Here is a 14,596-nt window from a genome sequence, read left to right on the forward strand (position 1 = left end):
GACCCCCGATGATCCGCATCGTCAGCACCGGCCGACTCGCCGCGGCCGCCGCCCACACCGAAGCCGCGCTCGCCGTCCACGAACCCCGCCTCGTCGACAACTTCGTGCGCAACCTGCCCTACGCCGCCGACACCGTCGGCCGCCGCCTGCGCGCCGCCCTGGTCCGCGAAAACCTCACCCCGGCCACCGCCGGCGGCACCCGGCACGCCTTCAACCGCGTCGAATACCCCAACGCCGGCGTCGCCGACCCCGTCGACCTGCTCGCCGGCATCGACCCGAACGGCAGCATGTCCGCCGAGATCCGCAACGCCGTCATCAACCTGGCACTGGCACTCGCCCGCCGCGGCGACCACCTCCCCACCGGCGACGACCCCGACAGCACCGCCATCCGCCACGAACGCCTCGCCGTCGCCGGCCACAACCTGCACCCCTGCGGCCGCACCCGCCTCGGCTGGGACACCGGCGACGTCCTCGCCCACGACCTCGAAGCCGGCCACACCCCCATCGGCTTCGTCGCCGTCCGCGACGACTCACACCTCGGCGACGACCTCGGCGACTGGCTGCGCACCCGCATCGACGGCATCCCCGACGCACCGCCCGGCCACCGCGTCCAACCCGTACACGCCTGGCAACTCGGCACCGTCACCCACCGCTACCGCGACCTGTTCACCGACGGCACCCTGTGCCGCCTCGACGGCCAGATCGACGCCATCCCCACCGCCGCCCTGCGGACCCTGCTCCTGCCCGGCGGCCACTACCTCAAACTCAGCCTCGACATCCAGGTCACCTCCACCCGCCGCAGCATCAGCGTCGCCAGCACCCGCAACGGCCCCGCCCTGTCAGCCCTGCTCACCCGCATGCTCGACAACGACCCCGACGGCCACCGGCTGCTACTCATGACCGAACCCGCCGGCGCCGCCGTCCCCGCCGGCAGCGGCCGCGACCTCTCCGCCATCGCCCGCACCGGCCTCACCGGCCGCCTCCAGCCCGGCGAGCAGGCCATCCCCGGCAACGCCCTGCCGCTGCTGGCCGGCACCCTGGTCGACACCGCCGGCGGCGATCCGGCCTCCTGGCTCACCGCCTACACCCGCCTCCTGCTGCCCCCACTACTGCGGCTGCTCGCCGACGGCGTCGCCCTCGAAGCCCACCTGCAGAACTGCCTGCCCACCTTCACCGGCGGCCACCCCCACCGCCTCGCCCTGCGCGACCTCGCGGGCCTGCGCCTGCACCCCGGCCGGCTCGCCGACGCCGGCCACCACCTCGACCTGTGGCCCGGCTCCGTCGTCGCCACCGGCGACACCGAGATCCTGCGCGCCAAACTCGGCTACACCGCCCTGCAGGCCCACCTCGGCGAAATCGTCATCCGGCTCGGCGAATCGCACCACCTCGACGAGACCCACGCCTGGCGCCTCATCCGCGACATCGTCGACGACACCTACGACCACCTCGGCACCCACCGGCACGCCGCCGCCGACCACAGCTGGCTCATCGCCGCCACCGTCCCGCACAAGGCCCTCGTCCGGATGCGCCTGGCCGGCACCGGCGACATCCACATCCCGGTCGGCAACCCCCTGCATGACTGACCACATCACCGCGGCCCTGCGCCGCCTGCCCGCACCCCGCTGCGCCTACGTCTACGACACCGCCGCACTCCGCTCCCGCGCCGCGACCCTGCGCGCCGCACTCCCGGCCGGCACCACCCTGCTGTACGCGGTGAAAGCCAACGGCCACCCCGACGTCATCCGCACCCTCGCCGACGTCTGCGACGGCCTCGAAGTCGCATCCGGCGGCGAACTGTCCCTGGCCGTACAAGCCGGCGCCCGCCGCATCGTCTTCGGCGGCCCCGCCAAGACCGACGCCGAACTCGCCGCCGCCGTCCACGCCGGCGCCCTGCTCAACGTGGAGAGCCCGCACGAACTACGCCGCCTGGCCGCCCTCGGCATCCACGCCGACGTGTGCCTGCGCGTCAACCGGGCCACCACCGCACTCACCGGCAGCCACAGCATGACCGGCACACCCACCCCGTTCGGCATCGACGAGACCCAGCTCCCCCAGGTCCTCGCCGACACACCACCCGGCCTGCGCGTCATCGGCTTCCACCTGCACGCCGTCTCCAACAACCTCGACGGCCCCGCCCACGCCGCCTTCCTCACCGACTGCCTGACCTGGGCCGGGAGGACCGCACAGCGGCACGACCTGAGCCTGCGGATCGTCAACGCCGGTGGAGGTCTCGGCGTCGACTACCTCAGCGACGCCTCGATCGACCCCGCCCCACTGTCCTCCGTGACCGTGCCCGGCAACGTCGAGCTCATCCTCGAACCCGGCCGCTACCTGGCCGCCGACGCCGGCTGGTACGCCGCCGAGGTCCTCGACCTCAAGACCACCCACGGCCGCACCTTCGCCGTACTCCGCGGCGGCACCCACCACTTCCGGCTCCCCGCCGCCTGGGGCTACTCCCACCCGTTCACCGTCGTCCCGATCGACGACTGGCCCCACCCCTACCCGCGCCCCGAGGTCCACGACACCGAGATCGACGCCGTCGGCGAACTCTGCACCCCCCGCGACGTCCTCACCCGCGGCCAGTACGTCCCCCACCTGCGCGCCGGCGACCTGCTGCTGTTCGGCCGGGCCGGCGCCTACGGCTGGGACATCTCCCACCACGAGTTCCTGCGCCACGACCCACCCACCTTCGTGGTGCTCTGACACTGTGCGGGTCCCGGCCCCGCCGACCGGTTCCGAGACGGTGCTCCGACGGCATGCCGTTTCCGCCGGGCCGACCGGTTGCGGCGGGGCGCTCCGACGCCGCTCCGTCGAGGCCCGTCCGACTGGCCGAGTCGTGTGAGGATCTATCGCGTATTCGCTTCTGAGGAGCAGCTTCTGAAGATCAGCGGAGATCACCGTCAGTGATGCGCCGGGATGTCGATTGCCCGGTCCCGGCTGAGGGCGTCATGATCGCTTCGCGGGCCGGGTCCGGCCTCAGTCACCGCAGATCCAGAGATATCCGCGCGCCCGGGTCGCCTCCTCGATGAGCGCCCCCAGCGCCTGCACGTCGACCCGGAGCTCCGGTTTGCGGCTCGCGATATCGTCCAGCTCCGCGGTCAGCTGCGGCAGCTGGATCAGGTTGATCATGGTGTCGCCGTAGGAGTCGATCCTCGACACCAGGTGATGCCGCTCCCGGTCGCTCGCCGCCACCAGGCGTTGCAGCGAGGAGCTCGCCTGCCCGCCGGCATAGCGTCGCTCGTGCACCTGGTTCTCGACATACACCCCGAGCCCCACCGCCACGCCTCCTTCACGAAATGGCCGGCCCGGGCACCGCACACCCCGGCCGGACAACCTAACGGTCGTCGATGCTCAATCCTTGCAGCGAATCGGGTACCTCGTTCGCACGCCGCCCCACCCGTCCGGTGATCGGGGATCGCCGGCCGGACCGGTGCGCAGCAACGTGTAGCCGTTCTCGCCGGTGGGCGGCGGCCCGCCATGGTCCGGGTTCGTGGCTCCCTAGACGAGGGAGACGGCGACCAGGGCGACAGCGGAGCCGGCGAACACCACTGTGTTGCGCAGGTATGCCTGGGCGCGGACCCAGTGAGGGAAGGCGTCCTCGGCGGCGCGGAGGAAGGCCGCGACCTCGACGCGGGCCAGCTCCGGGTCGCCTTTGCGGCGGAAGGCCGCCTCTACGGACTTCACCGCCGTGAGGTTGCTGTGGACGATCGCCGCGTTCATCAGCACGACCAGCGAGGAGAAGATCCACGTCAGTAGCTGGGCCGGGTCGGCGCCGGCGAAGTTCAGGGCGGCGGTGACGGTCATCACGGCAGCGACGGCCATCGGCGCCGCGGTTTCGTGCCCACCGGCGTCGAACCGGAGCTTGTTCTCCTCCAGCACCTCGGGGCGGACGTTCTGGCGGCGGAGCTCGGCCACCGCGGCGGCCTTCGCGGCCGGACCGAAGCGATGGCGTACGACCGGGATGCTGAGAAACGCGACGGCGACGAGCAACTGCATGACGGCGGCGATGGTGTGCATCGGAACCCCTCAACTTGTACTTAGTTCAAGTAACTGGTGACGAGGACCGTATCCCCCGACTTGAACAATGTGCAAGAGAGTTCTTGAACATTGTGCAAGTGGCCCCGTAGCGTACGAGGCATGCCACGCGACACCCTGACCCAAGACCAGATCGTCCGTACCGCCGTCGAACTGCTCGACGCCGAGGGCCTCGAAGGCCTGAACATGCGCGCCCTGGGCCAACGACTCGGCTCCGCGGCCACCGCCGTGTACTGGCACGTCCAGAACAAGGACAACCTCGTCCTGCTCGCCACCGACCAGGTGTGGGGCGAACTCGCCCTGCCCGACCTGGAGGCGGTCGGCTGGCGCACCGCGGCCACCGCCATGGCCACCGACCTGTACGCGATGTTCAGCCGGCATCCGTGGCTGGTGCAGGCTCTCGCCGCACATGTCCTCTACGGCGACGGCAAAGCCCGCCACGACGACCACAGCCTCGCCGTCTACGAGGCCGCCGGCTTCACCGGCGCCCGGGCCGACCAGGCCGCCGCCGCCGTGTTCACCTACGTACTGGGCAACGCGGCCGGCGCCGCAGCGACCGCCTCACTCACCCGCAAACTGAACCGGGACGACGCCACCGCCGAAGAACAACTCCAAGCCGCAATGGCCAAGGCCCAGCAGATCGCCATGGGCTACCCGCGCCTGCGAGCCCGCCTGGAAACCCCGGCCGCGACCGACTACGCCGCCGCTCCCGACAAGGCCTTCGAGTTCGGCCTCCACGCCCTTCTCGACGGCCTCGAACAGCAGATCGCCACATAGCCCCGGAACCGCGGCCCCATACGACCCGTTTCCGCCGGGCTGACCGTTTCCGGCAGGGCGCTTCGACACCGTGCCGATTCCGCACCGGCTGACCGGATCCGATCACGGGCACCCTGCGGAACCCTGGCGGAACCGCCCGCCACCGGCGATTATCGAAGATGTGGCAATCGATCTTGAGTTGGCCGACTGCGCCGCCGCCCGCAGCCGCCTGACCGCATGCCAGCAGGCCGGTCCCCTCTGCGCGCACGAACCCGACTGCGAGGCCGCCCTCTACCGGCTGCTCGCCCGCGCCGCCGCCGACCGCCCCGGCGAGGACAACCCGTGGGAGTTCCGCTACCGCAAGTTCGCCGACATCAACGAGAAGATGGAACGCGCCGGGATGGGCTACCCCGCCCAGCCACGGACCTGGGATTCCGGTGACGAGAACGACCGCCCCGGCAACGACGACGACTGGCGTGCCCAGACCGTCCCCGGACGCCTCGGCATCCCCGCCTTCAAACTCCTCAGCAACGACCGCTGGCTGATCACCGCCAAGGAGATCGACGAGGCCCTCGACGCCTACACCCGCACCCCGGACGGCCTGCGCACCGAACTCGAGACCGACCAGAAATGGCAGGACTGGCTGCGCTGGCTCGCCGTCGCCCGCGACCACGGCGGCTTCGAAGCCGAATGACGACCCACCGCACCACGCCGCCCGCGTACGGCGGACACGGAAGGCCGGCGTGAACCTGCGCCCCGAACTGCTGCCACCGCCGGTCGCCCCCGTGCGGATCGCCGAACTCGCCGCCGCCGTCACTCGCATCGCCGGCCTCATGGACGACGGCTCGCCCTACGCCGACGAGATCGCCGCCTTCAACGCCGGCACCGGCGGCGACTGGACCGCACACGACTTCCACGTGTACGGCGAGTGGGGTTCCGCCGAGACCTTCGCCCACCTCGTGGCCCGCCCGGCCTTTCCGCGGGTACCGGACATCACCCGCGCCGAACTGATCGAGATCGCCCGCCGCATCATGGCCGGCCCCGGACCACAGGCCGACGACCCGGACGCCGACTGGTACACCCTGCTCTTCGACACCAACCTCACCCGGCCCGACGCGTCGGCGCTGATCTTCCACCCGCCCGCGGAACTCGGCCCGGATCCCACGCCGGAGCAGATGGTCGACGCGGCTCTGGAGTATCGCCCGATCGCCCTCTGACCTTGCCGAGGAAGCGTGCGCGGTGATTCGGGCACCGCATCGGCAGGGAACCCGGCTTCCGTACCAAATCCTGGGTTGTCGGCGAAGCCGTCGTTTTTGATCAGGTGCGGCTTGCCGCACCGCCTAAGGCATCCTAGGATTCTAGGTTGTAAGGATGTTCTCGAGGCGGGCGCGGCACTCGGCGACGAAGGCCGGGAACGTGTGCCAGTAGTAGGCGACACCACTCGCGGCCACCGCGACGGCCCAGGCCCGCGCCCGCGCCCAGGTCGCGTCGTCCACCTGCAGGGCGTTCCGGTAGGCGGTGCGGGCGGGCTCCGGCAGGTCCCAGACGGTCGAGTACTCGGCGTCGGGATGTCCCACCGAGAGCGCGCCGAAATCGATCACCGCATCCAGGCGGCCCGCTTTCACCAGCAGGTTCGTGGGTTTGAGGTCACCGTGCAGCCAGACGTGCGGATGCGGGGAGCCGGGGAGGGCGAGGCCGGCGCGCCAGTACCCCTCGAGGGTGTCGACGGCGAGCTCCGCGCCGAGCAGTTCACGGCAGCGATCGAGGCTCTCGGTCACCCAGCCGTCGCATGACTGCAGATCGCCACCGCGATACCAGCTCAGGACACCGGTCCGGCTCGCGCCCATCAGGCCGATGCCGTGCAACTCACCGACGAACTCCGCGAGGTCGGCACCGAAGGCGGCCCAGTCGCTGACGAACCCGGCGCCGTTCTCCTCGGCTGCGGGTGCCGGCACTCCGGATGCCGGCAGCAGCGGCTCCGCCCCGTCGATCCATCCGAACACCGACCAGTCGGCCGGGAACGCGGGCGAGGGGACTCCCGCGAAGACGGGGGCGGGGATCCGCAGACCCAGGTGCGGGGCCAGGCGCGGGAGCCACTCCCGCTCCTTGCGCAACGAGGCAGCCTTCCCGACCGTACGGGGAAAGCGCACCAGCAGATCCTCGCCGAGCCGGAACATGGTGTTCTCGGTACCCGCTCCGGCGGGGGCGAGCGGCAGGGCGGCCCATTGCGGGCACTGCTCCGTGAGCACGTGCCGGACCAGTGCCTCGTCGACGGTGATCTCGTCCTGATGCAGTGTCACAGCGGGGATCCTGCCGCCGTCGACTCGCGGCGGCCACTGATTTCCGCACCCTGTCCACGCGGGCGCCGTCACCGGGGATCTTCCGGCGGACGTGATGGCCGTCGCGAATCCGGTGCGCGTCGTCCGTACGATCACAGAGCCGTGAGCGCCGCCATCGCGGACCCGGAACCGGCCGTCACCCCGCCCATGGGCGCTTCTCGCGGCGTGCCGCGATCCCCTCGACCGGAGGCCCCATGTCCACTGCGACCACCGCCGCGGCACCCACGCGGCAGGCCCGCCGAGCGCGCGCCGCCATCGCGACGCTCTTCCTGACAAACGGCGCCATCTACTTCAACATCGTCCCGCGATACCCGGAGATCAAAACCGAACTCGGGCTCAGCAACGCCGCCCTCGGCGCGGCGATCGCCGCGTTCCCGGTCGGCGCTCTCCTCGCCGGCCTGGCTGCCGGTGTCGTGATCCGCCGGTTCCGGTCGTCACGGACCGGTGCGTTCGGCATCATCCTGACCACCGCCGCCACCCTCGCCGTGGCGGTGGCACCCAACGCCTGGACCCTCGCCGCCGCACTGTTCGTCGTCGGTTGCCTCGACTCGATCGTCGACGTCGCCCAGAATGCGCACGGGCTGCGGGTACAACGTCTCTACAGCCGGTCCATCGTCAACTCGCTGCACGGCGTGTGGAGCATCGGCGCCGTGCTGGGCGGGCTGATGGGCTCGGCCGCGGCGGGCCTCTCGCTGCCGCTTCACCTGCACCTGACCATCTCGGCCGTCCTGTCCTCCGTCGTCGCCGTCGCCGCCTACCGCTATCTGCTGCCCGGCGCCGACGACACCGAACGCGTCGCCGCCACGTCCGCTCCCGAGGTCGCCGCCTCCGGCAGCGTCCCGCCGGACGGCACGGATCACCCGTCCTCCGCGGGCAGCTCCCCGGCCGGTGACACCACAGGCCGGGCCTCCAGCGGTCCGTCGCCGGTCACACCCGCGGCGGGCGCTCGCCGATCTCCGGTCTCCGGTGGCAACGCCGCCCGGATGCTCGCCGTACTCGGCGTCCTGGCCGCCTGCGGCGCGCTCGTCGAGGACGCCGGCGCCTCCTGGGGTGCGGTCTACATGACCGGTGACCTGAGTACCAGCGCCGCTCTCGGCGGCCTGGCCGTCGTCGCCATGCAGACCGCGATGACGATCGGGCGGCTCACCGGCGACCGGGTCGTCGACCGTTTCGGCCAGCGAACCGTCGTCCGGGCCGGCGGCGCCCTCGCGGCGATCGGGATGGCGGCCGTCTTGGCCGTGCCCTCGGTACCGGGCACGCTGGCCGGGTTCGCACTCGCCGGGCTGGGTGTGGCGACCCTGGTACCGGCCGCCATGCACACCGCCGACGAGTTGCCCGGCCTGTCCCCCGGAACCGGCCTGACCGTCGTCAGCTGGCTCCTGCGCGGCGGGTTCTTGCTCTCGCCGCCACTCATCGGGTTGCTCGCCGACCGGACCAGTCTGCGGGTGGGGCTGCTCAGCGTGGTCGCCGCCGGCCTGATCACGGTCCTGCTCTCGCGGGTGCTGGTCCAGCGAACCCGGTAGCCGGCCACTTCACCCGCAGATCACCACGGTGGCCGGGCGGCGTGGTGATCTGCGCACACCGCCTCGAGCGTCCTAGGAGGATGGGTGGCTGGGTAATGGCTTGGTGCAGAGGATGTCCGGGCAGGGCAGGTATCCGCGGTGCTGCCAGAAACGCAGCCCTGCCTCGTTGTCCGGCATTACCAGCAGGTTGACCCGCGGACAGCCGAGATCCGCGAGCCGGCGTTCGAGTTCCGCGACGAGGCTGGAGGCCAGCCCGTGACGGCGGTGTCCGGGATGGACCGCGAGCCGGAAGATCCACCCTCGCCGTCCGTCGTAGGTTCCCATCACCACCCCGGCGATCGAGGTCACCCCTTCCGGCTCGCCGGGGTACCGCGGACCGAGGGCCCGAGCAGACGCCCGCGGTGGCGTGAGCGGTTCGGCGACCAGGAACAACTCGGGATCGCGGGTGAGTTTCGCTTCGAGTTCGGCGCGGCCGACGACGTCGATGCCGGCCGCCCGCCACACCTCGGCGACCGCCTCGTAGTCGTCCCACCGGAACTGCCGGACACCACTCACGCGAATCCCCTCCCGATCATCGAACCGCAGCATTCGATCACATCGCCGCGCGCCGATGACACCGTGGAATCCCATCCCGACCGTACCGGCGGAGGTGTCCTCGTCCGGGCCGACGTGCAAGGCACACCCCGGCCGCGGCCACGCCCGTCGGCCGAACGTCTCCGGTGACCGCGAGGGACAACGAGGCCCTCTAGGTTGGGCGGCATGACGGTCGTGTTCGAGTATTCGTTCACCGTGAACCCGCAGTATCGGCTCTTCACCATCTTCGATCCGACGTGCGACGAGGGTGAGAACTTCGAAGCCGCCCGCCGGACACTCGGGCACGGGTTCTTCGCGTGGGGCCCCAACGCCGTCGTCGCCCGCGCGATCGACACCGGCACGGCGTCCGTCGCGGTCGAGGTCTGGGACGACCCGCCCGGTACCCCCGGGGGAACGCCGGACGAGGTCGCGGTGGCCGAGCTGGCCCTGCCCGGCGGACGGATCAGCTCGATCCAGGCCCTGGAGCCGGCCGTCCACGTCGGGGTGCGACTGCCGACCGGCGCCGGCACGTATGGCGCCCGGATCGCGGCATACAACCGCGGCGTCTCCGGCGGTTTCGCGCCGGAGGACCCCGGGCCCTTCCCCGGCCGCTTCGAGGCGTACCGGCTGCAGTTGTGGAAGATCGCGGACGAGCCGTCCTGGCCGGACGACGACGAGGATGCGTGACTGCGCGCCACGCATCCTCGTCGCGCTCAGTTGATGCCGTCGACCACCACGTCGAACTGCTCGCCATCCAGCACGCGCCACTGCCGGAAGCAGTTGATCTGAAGCATGGTGTGACCCACGTACTGATTGTCGCCGGCGTCGATGATCCGGACAGAGAAGAGCTCGAGGCCGCCGTTGCGCTGATTCCCGGTCAGCGACCCCTCGTAGGTCGCGGAGAACGGATACTCGTCGCAGTTCTGGAGCTGCCCGGGCCACTCTCCGTAGAATTCCCTGCACCTCCCCCGCGAGTACACGCGGGTCAACCGGGATGGCACCGATTTCCGTTCCAGTTCGGTATGGTCCTCGACGGCCGGTGGATGACGTCGAAGATGTGCCGGGCGCTCTGGTCCTGCTGAGGATCGCGCCCGTCGACCCGGAACACCAAGGGAGCGGCCGGGAAGACTGCACCCCGGGCCCGGCCGGAGTACGTTGCGGAGTCGTAGCGCTCCGGCGTGCCCGCTACCGCCGCCCCCTCTTGCCATGCCCACTCGCGGTATCGAAGGCGAGGCGCGCCGTGGTGAGGTGTCCCTCCATCTGGTCGCCACCACCCGGAATCTCCGATGAGGTGAAGGTGACCGCATAGGCGTTGACGAAACGCCAGTCCGCCGGGCTCAGTGCACGCGAGAACGGTGCGCCCTGCGGATGACGCATCCCGCACTGCCAAGACATCGACAATCTGCAATGATGGGAGCGCTCCCATACTCCTCAGGAGGTTTCAGTGAGATTGCGGACCCTTCGCGTCGTTACGGCCACGCTGGCCGCCGGCCTGTTGACCGCCGCCGGCAGCGCCATCCTGGCGGGCTCGGCGACCGCGCACGGCGCGGTGTCGGACCCCGTCACTCGCGCGTACGACTGCAACCAGCGTTGGCAGAGTCCCGGCAGCCCGGGGATGCAGGCCCAGGATCCGATGTGTTACCAGGCGTATCAGGCCGATCCGAACGCCATGTACAACTGGAACGGTCTGTTCCGTGAGGGCGTCGCCGGCCAGCACCAGGCCGCCGTTCCCGACGGCACCCTGTGCAGTGGCGGCCTGACTCAGGGGGGCCGGTATGCCGCACTGGATGTGCCGGGCCGGTGGAATGCGGTCAACAAGCCGAACAGCTTCACGCTCAAGCTGAACGACCCGTCCAGCCACGGAGCCGACTACCTGCGGATCTACATCACCAGGCAAGGCTTCGACCCGCTCACCCAGCGCCTGACCTGGGGAGACCTCGAACTGGTGACCGAGACCGGGCGACAGGCCCCCACTCAGACTTACACCGCCCAGGTCAACGCCGGCAGCCGCACCGGCCGGCACATCGTTTACACGATCTGGCAGGCCAGTCACCTCGACCAGTCCTACTACGCGTGCAGCGACGTCGTCTTCGGCGGGGGAACAGACCCGGGCCCCAGCAGCCCCACACCGAGCAACCCGACCCCCAGCGACCCGGTACCGAGCAACCCTGTCCCCGGCGGCTGCACCGCGACCATCCGGGTCGCCGGCCAGTGGCAGGGTGGCTATCAGGCCGAAGTGCAGGTCCGGGCCGGTAACGGCGGCACCCGCGGGTGGGCGGTGTCCTTCACCGGCACGGTGCAGCAGGGCTGGAACGCGACCTTCGGCACCAGCGGTTCGTCCACGGTCGCGACCAACGTCGCCTACAACGGCTCGCTGGCGGCCAACGGCAGTGCGACCTTTGGCTTCATCGGCACCGGAACCCCGCCCACGGCGTCCACCTGCACCGCGACCTGACGGTCCGCTTCACCGGTAGCACTGCGGCCCCCTCCGATCTAATCGCGGAGGGGGCCTTCCGTGGGCGGCGCTACTACTTCGATACAGGCCCTAGCCAGCCGCGGCGGCTCTACCGATGACGACGGCCTGCCGGCAACGGCACAGCCCACATCACCGCGGTCGGCCACCAGGCCCATGCGCCATTCACTTGCAGCGCGGGCATTTCACCGACATGCCTCGCAGGACGTGTCAACGTGGATGGCGCTGGGTTCGTGTCCAAGCTCGCACCAGTCCTAAGTCTTACCCGCTTCCCCGTCACGGATTGCATCAGCGGCATCCGCTCTTCTGCGCGAGCGGGCACCGGCCGCCGTCCTAGCTATGGCGCTGGGTGAGGCGCGGATCGCGGCAGATCCGGACGTCGGGAAGGCTCGAACACGGCCGATGGGATGGGCAAGCAAGAATGCCCGGATGGACGAGCTCAGGCATTGCCGCCTTTCGGTCGACAACGGGGAACTCGAGCTTGCAGGTCCCCCGTCTGCTCTCCGCGCCCTCAGCCAGTATCTTCGCCGGCCCGCGGAGGCCTGGAACGTTGCGATCACGGACGGATCAGTGTCTCAGGAGGTCTCCAGCGGTCCGCTGCTCGTGAGCCTACGAGGCGCGACGACGCTGCACTTCTCTGGCGGCCGCCAATTTCTAGACATCGTCTGGGACGCGTTGGACGGCGTAGCCGAACAGGCTATGACCGCCGATGACCGGAGTATCAACCGCCATCAGCACGAGTACTTCCCTGGAGACGAGTACCGATCACCGAACTCGGTTCCCTTGGTCGTCGTCGCCGATTGGCCCGAGTAGCCAGAGCGGACAACACACTGAATTCGGCATGACTGGATGATGTCGGGCGTTGGACGCAGTGACGTTCCCTAGCGCAAGGGCGGGTGTTCAACCGAACCGGTTTGCGGTGACCCAGAGTAGCTCCCAGATCAGCGCGCTCAGCACCGCAGCCGATATCATTGCGAGGAGCAGTGTGGGCCAGGCACGCCACAGGCGTTGGACGTGGGCCAGGCGAGGGTGGCGAGCGGCAGAATCACTTGGATCAGCTTCGCTGTGAGGAAGCCGGGTTCGACTTCGCCGTCGATGGCTGCCATCAGCAGAACCCAAGGCGGGGCCGCGCCGATCTCCTGCCAGCCTTGACCAGACAGCAGCCCGTAGGCGCGGCACTCGGCAGCCGCGCGGTGCGCGTCATCTAGCCAAACAGGGCCAGCGACGGTCCCGTGACCATCGACACCAGCAGCCAAGCCGGCCACGCTTTCCTCTTTCCAGCCGGCCACAGCGCCAAGGCTAGCCATTACTGCCGGCCGAGAACGAGACCGATCATCGATGCCGTTCACGCACAAACGGTGACCGGCCGAACGCTTCCGTCGCGGCCGTCCGCCGACCAGCAAGGAGCGGCACCGCCTCCGCATGGGCACTCAGCGGCATAGAGCAATTGCGTCTCGCCGCAGGACAGAGAATCAACCGAAAATTCAGCTGGTCAGGCCAGCTTCGGCGGTACGACCGAGCATGCACCGCCGCGGCAGATCCGGCAGAGCATGAAGATGTCCTCTCGCCTCTCGCACGACTTGATATGTCCCATAGTATGTCTCATAGTGTTGAGACATACCTAGAGACAGGGGATCCAGATGCTCGACGCTTTGGGAGAGCAAACTCGAACCTGGCTTCAACGTCACGGATTCACCGCCACTGGCATGACGCCGCTGCTCATACACCGCCTTGAGGCTCGCCATCAGGCCCAGAAACACCTCGGTTTCGCCGTGATGGCAGGCGCGGTTGGCGGCGGGTTCATCCTGCAGACCGGCTCTACGCTGGTGCGCGTGGCCGGTCTCGGCGCGGTCATCATCTCAATTCTTGCCATCCGACTGCTGGTTCGCCGGCGGCGTCGGGCTGTTGAACGACAGGTCGCAGTGCTGCTGACCCGTCGTGTCGCTCACACCGTGCCATTGAGAACCCGCGAGGTGATCGGTTCTGGCTTCATCTCAGCGGTTGTCCTCATGTATCTCGGCGCTGGGCTGCTGGTCCTCATCGCCGGCAGCCCGCAGCACGAGGCTCGGATCAAGTTCGCAGTCGTCGCCCTCATGGCAACGCTTGGCGTCTTGGACGTCATTGAGGTTTCCCTCATCATGCGGCGACCCGCCTTAGCTGACGACGCTAGGTCTTTGGCTATCGATGACGTGCTGCGCGCCGAAGACGCGCGCACGGTGCTGGCCTCACTGCTGCCTGTGGTGTTGAGCTGGACCGTTCTCGACCTTCGCCTCGAGCCGTCTATGCCAGCCCTGGCCTCACTGGCACTGCTCGCGCTGCTGTTCTGGTTGGGATGGGCCGCCGAACATGTCCGTGCCCCACGAGCACAGGGTGTTTTCTCGTGATCACCATTGACGAGGAATCGCCCGTTCCTCCCTATGAACAGATTCGCGTCCAATTCGCTCGCCAGATCACGAATCGCGGTTTGCCGGTCGGGACGCGGCTGCCCACCGTCCGACGGCTCGCCGCAGACCTGAGCCTTGCCGTCAACACGGTTGGCCGCGCCTACCGCGAACTGGAAAGTGCCGGCTTAGTCGAGACTCGGGGTCGCGCTGGCACGTTCGTCGCAGCCGCGGGCGACCACACACGCGAGCAAGCTCACGCGGCCGCCGCCGCCTACGCCGCCACCGTGACCAAGCTAGGTCTCAATCCCACCGAAGCCCTACGCATCGTGCGCGCTGCTGTCATGAACTCGGCGACACCATGATCTCCGGACGGATGTATCGGCTTCTCGACCGACCGGACACCGGCCGCCCTGCCCGAAGTAGGCGCTTCGGTGGGAACCGGTTCTGCGCGCCCGAGCCGGACGGGACGTAGCGCGGTGACGCCCGGGCCGATGGGTGCGTATGACCCCCGGT

At 69.6% G+C, this 14,596-nt stretch carries 17 protein-coding genes; 11 read left to right on the plus strand and 6 right to left on the minus strand.

Annotated features, from left to right (window positions below; genetic code table 11):
* The first annotated feature begins 8 nt into the window (after nt 1-8).
* Together AB0G04_RS11330 and AB0G04_RS11335 are read left to right on the plus strand one after the other, a co-directional pair.
* Nucleotides 9-1,583 carry an IucA/IucC family protein gene (locus tag AB0G04_RS11330; protein WP_360980350.1) on the plus strand — a complete coding sequence of 525 codons (1,575 nt, stop codon included), beginning with the start codon at nt 9-11 and terminating at the stop codon, nt 1,581-1,583.
* Nucleotides 1,576-2,703 (plus strand): alanine racemase, encoded by a 1,128-nt coding sequence (locus AB0G04_RS11335; RefSeq protein WP_360980353.1) that lies wholly within the window; start codon nt 1,576-1,578, stop codon nt 2,701-2,703. Before AB0G04_RS11330 ends, AB0G04_RS11335 begins: the two co-directional genes overlap by 8 nt.
* Before the next feature lie 273 nt (nt 2,704-2,976).
* Here the strand turns inward: AB0G04_RS11335 and AB0G04_RS11340 are convergent, their stop codons facing one another.
* Entirely contained in the window at nt 2,977-3,276 is a 300-nt protein-coding gene (locus AB0G04_RS11340) for a hypothetical protein (RefSeq protein WP_360980356.1), read from the minus strand.
* A 222-nt stretch (nt 3,277-3,498) separates the two neighbouring features.
* Nucleotides 3,499-4,017, minus strand: a complete 519-nt coding sequence (locus AB0G04_RS11345; RefSeq protein WP_360980359.1) for a hypothetical protein — start codon at nt 4,015-4,017, stop codon at nt 3,499-3,501.
* Between the two features lie 120 nt (nt 4,018-4,137).
* On the opposite strand from AB0G04_RS11345, the gene AB0G04_RS11350 reads away from it, so the two are divergent.
* The 3 genes from AB0G04_RS11350 to AB0G04_RS11360 all read left to right on the plus strand — a co-directional run bounded on the left by AB0G04_RS11350 (nt 4,138) and on the right by AB0G04_RS11360 (nt 6,008).
* Complete coding sequence (locus AB0G04_RS11350) at nt 4,138-4,812, plus strand: TetR/AcrR family transcriptional regulator C-terminal domain-containing protein (RefSeq protein ID WP_360980362.1); 675 nt, start codon at nt 4,138-4,140, stop codon at nt 4,810-4,812.
* Nucleotides 4,813-4,972: 160 nt separating this feature from the next.
* A complete protein-coding gene (locus AB0G04_RS11355) occupies nt 4,973-5,485 on the plus strand; it encodes a hypothetical protein (protein ID WP_360980365.1) in 513 nt (170 codons plus the stop codon).
* Nucleotides 5,486-5,534: 49 nt separating this feature from the next.
* Complete coding sequence (locus AB0G04_RS11360) at nt 5,535-6,008, plus strand: hypothetical protein (protein WP_360980368.1); 474 nt, start codon at nt 5,535-5,537, stop codon at nt 6,006-6,008.
* Nucleotides 6,009-6,149: 141 nt separating this feature from the next.
* On the opposite strand, the gene AB0G04_RS11365 is transcribed toward AB0G04_RS11360, so the two are convergent.
* Complete coding sequence (locus tag AB0G04_RS11365; RefSeq protein ID WP_360980371.1) at nt 6,150-7,091, minus strand: phosphotransferase; 942 nt, start codon at nt 7,089-7,091, stop codon at nt 6,150-6,152.
* 233 nt (nt 7,092-7,324) lie between these two features.
* Between AB0G04_RS11365 and AB0G04_RS11370 the strand changes: the two genes are divergently transcribed.
* Complete coding sequence (locus AB0G04_RS11370; RefSeq protein WP_360980375.1) at nt 7,325-8,653, plus strand: MFS transporter; 1,329 nt, start codon at nt 7,325-7,327, stop codon at nt 8,651-8,653.
* Nucleotides 8,654-8,725: 72 nt separating this feature from the next.
* Here the strand turns inward: AB0G04_RS11370 and AB0G04_RS11375 are convergent, their stop codons facing one another.
* Nucleotides 8,726-9,208, minus strand: a complete 483-nt coding sequence (locus tag AB0G04_RS11375; protein ID WP_360980378.1) for a GNAT family N-acetyltransferase — start codon at nt 9,206-9,208, stop codon at nt 8,726-8,728.
* Nucleotides 9,209-9,412: 204 nt separating this feature from the next.
* Between AB0G04_RS11375 and AB0G04_RS11380 the strand changes: the two genes are divergently transcribed.
* Nucleotides 9,413-9,913, plus strand: coding sequence for a hypothetical protein (locus AB0G04_RS11380; protein WP_360980381.1), 501 nt, complete (start codon nt 9,413-9,415; stop codon nt 9,911-9,913).
* A gap of 26 nt (nt 9,914-9,939) precedes the next feature.
* On the opposite strand, the gene AB0G04_RS11385 is transcribed toward AB0G04_RS11380, so the two are convergent.
* Nucleotides 9,940-10,206 carry a NucA/NucB deoxyribonuclease domain-containing protein gene (locus AB0G04_RS11385; protein WP_360980769.1) on the minus strand — a complete coding sequence of 89 codons (267 nt, stop codon included), beginning with the start codon at nt 10,204-10,206 and terminating at the stop codon, nt 9,940-9,942.
* A 464-nt stretch (nt 10,207-10,670) separates the two neighbouring features.
* Here AB0G04_RS11385 and AB0G04_RS11390 point away from each other — a divergent pair, with 464 nt between their 5' ends.
* Together AB0G04_RS11390 and AB0G04_RS11395 are read left to right on the plus strand one after the other, a co-directional pair.
* Complete coding sequence (locus AB0G04_RS11390) at nt 10,671-11,681, plus strand: lytic polysaccharide monooxygenase (protein WP_360980384.1); 1,011 nt, start codon at nt 10,671-10,673, stop codon at nt 11,679-11,681.
* 357 nt (nt 11,682-12,038) lie between these two features.
* Nucleotides 12,039-12,512 carry a hypothetical protein gene (locus AB0G04_RS11395; protein ID WP_360980387.1) on the plus strand — a complete coding sequence of 158 codons (474 nt, stop codon included), beginning with the start codon at nt 12,039-12,041 and terminating at the stop codon, nt 12,510-12,512.
* A 155-nt stretch (nt 12,513-12,667) separates the two neighbouring features.
* On the opposite strand, the gene AB0G04_RS11400 is transcribed toward AB0G04_RS11395, so the two are convergent.
* On the minus strand, nt 12,668-13,048 hold the full coding sequence (locus tag AB0G04_RS11400; RefSeq protein WP_360980390.1) for a hypothetical protein: 381 nt from the start codon (nt 13,046-13,048) through the stop codon (nt 12,668-12,670).
* Nucleotides 13,049-13,339: 291 nt separating this feature from the next.
* On the opposite strand from AB0G04_RS11400, the gene AB0G04_RS11405 reads away from it, so the two are divergent.
* A complete protein-coding gene (locus tag AB0G04_RS11405) occupies nt 13,340-14,083 on the plus strand; it encodes a hypothetical protein (RefSeq protein ID WP_360980393.1) in 744 nt (247 codons plus the stop codon).
* The gene (locus tag AB0G04_RS11410; RefSeq protein ID WP_360980396.1) at nt 14,080-14,445 is read left to right on the plus strand and encodes a GntR family transcriptional regulator; all 366 of its coding nucleotides are present in this window, start codon (nt 14,080-14,082) and stop codon (nt 14,443-14,445) included. The genes AB0G04_RS11405 and AB0G04_RS11410 overlap by 4 nt, the downstream gene beginning before the upstream one ends.
* Nucleotides 14,446-14,596: the final 151 nt, after the last annotated feature.

The sequence above is a fragment of the Actinoplanes sp. NPDC023801 genome, from assembly GCF_040639655.1.
GTDB lineage: Bacteria > Actinomycetota > Actinomycetes > Mycobacteriales > Micromonosporaceae > Actinoplanes.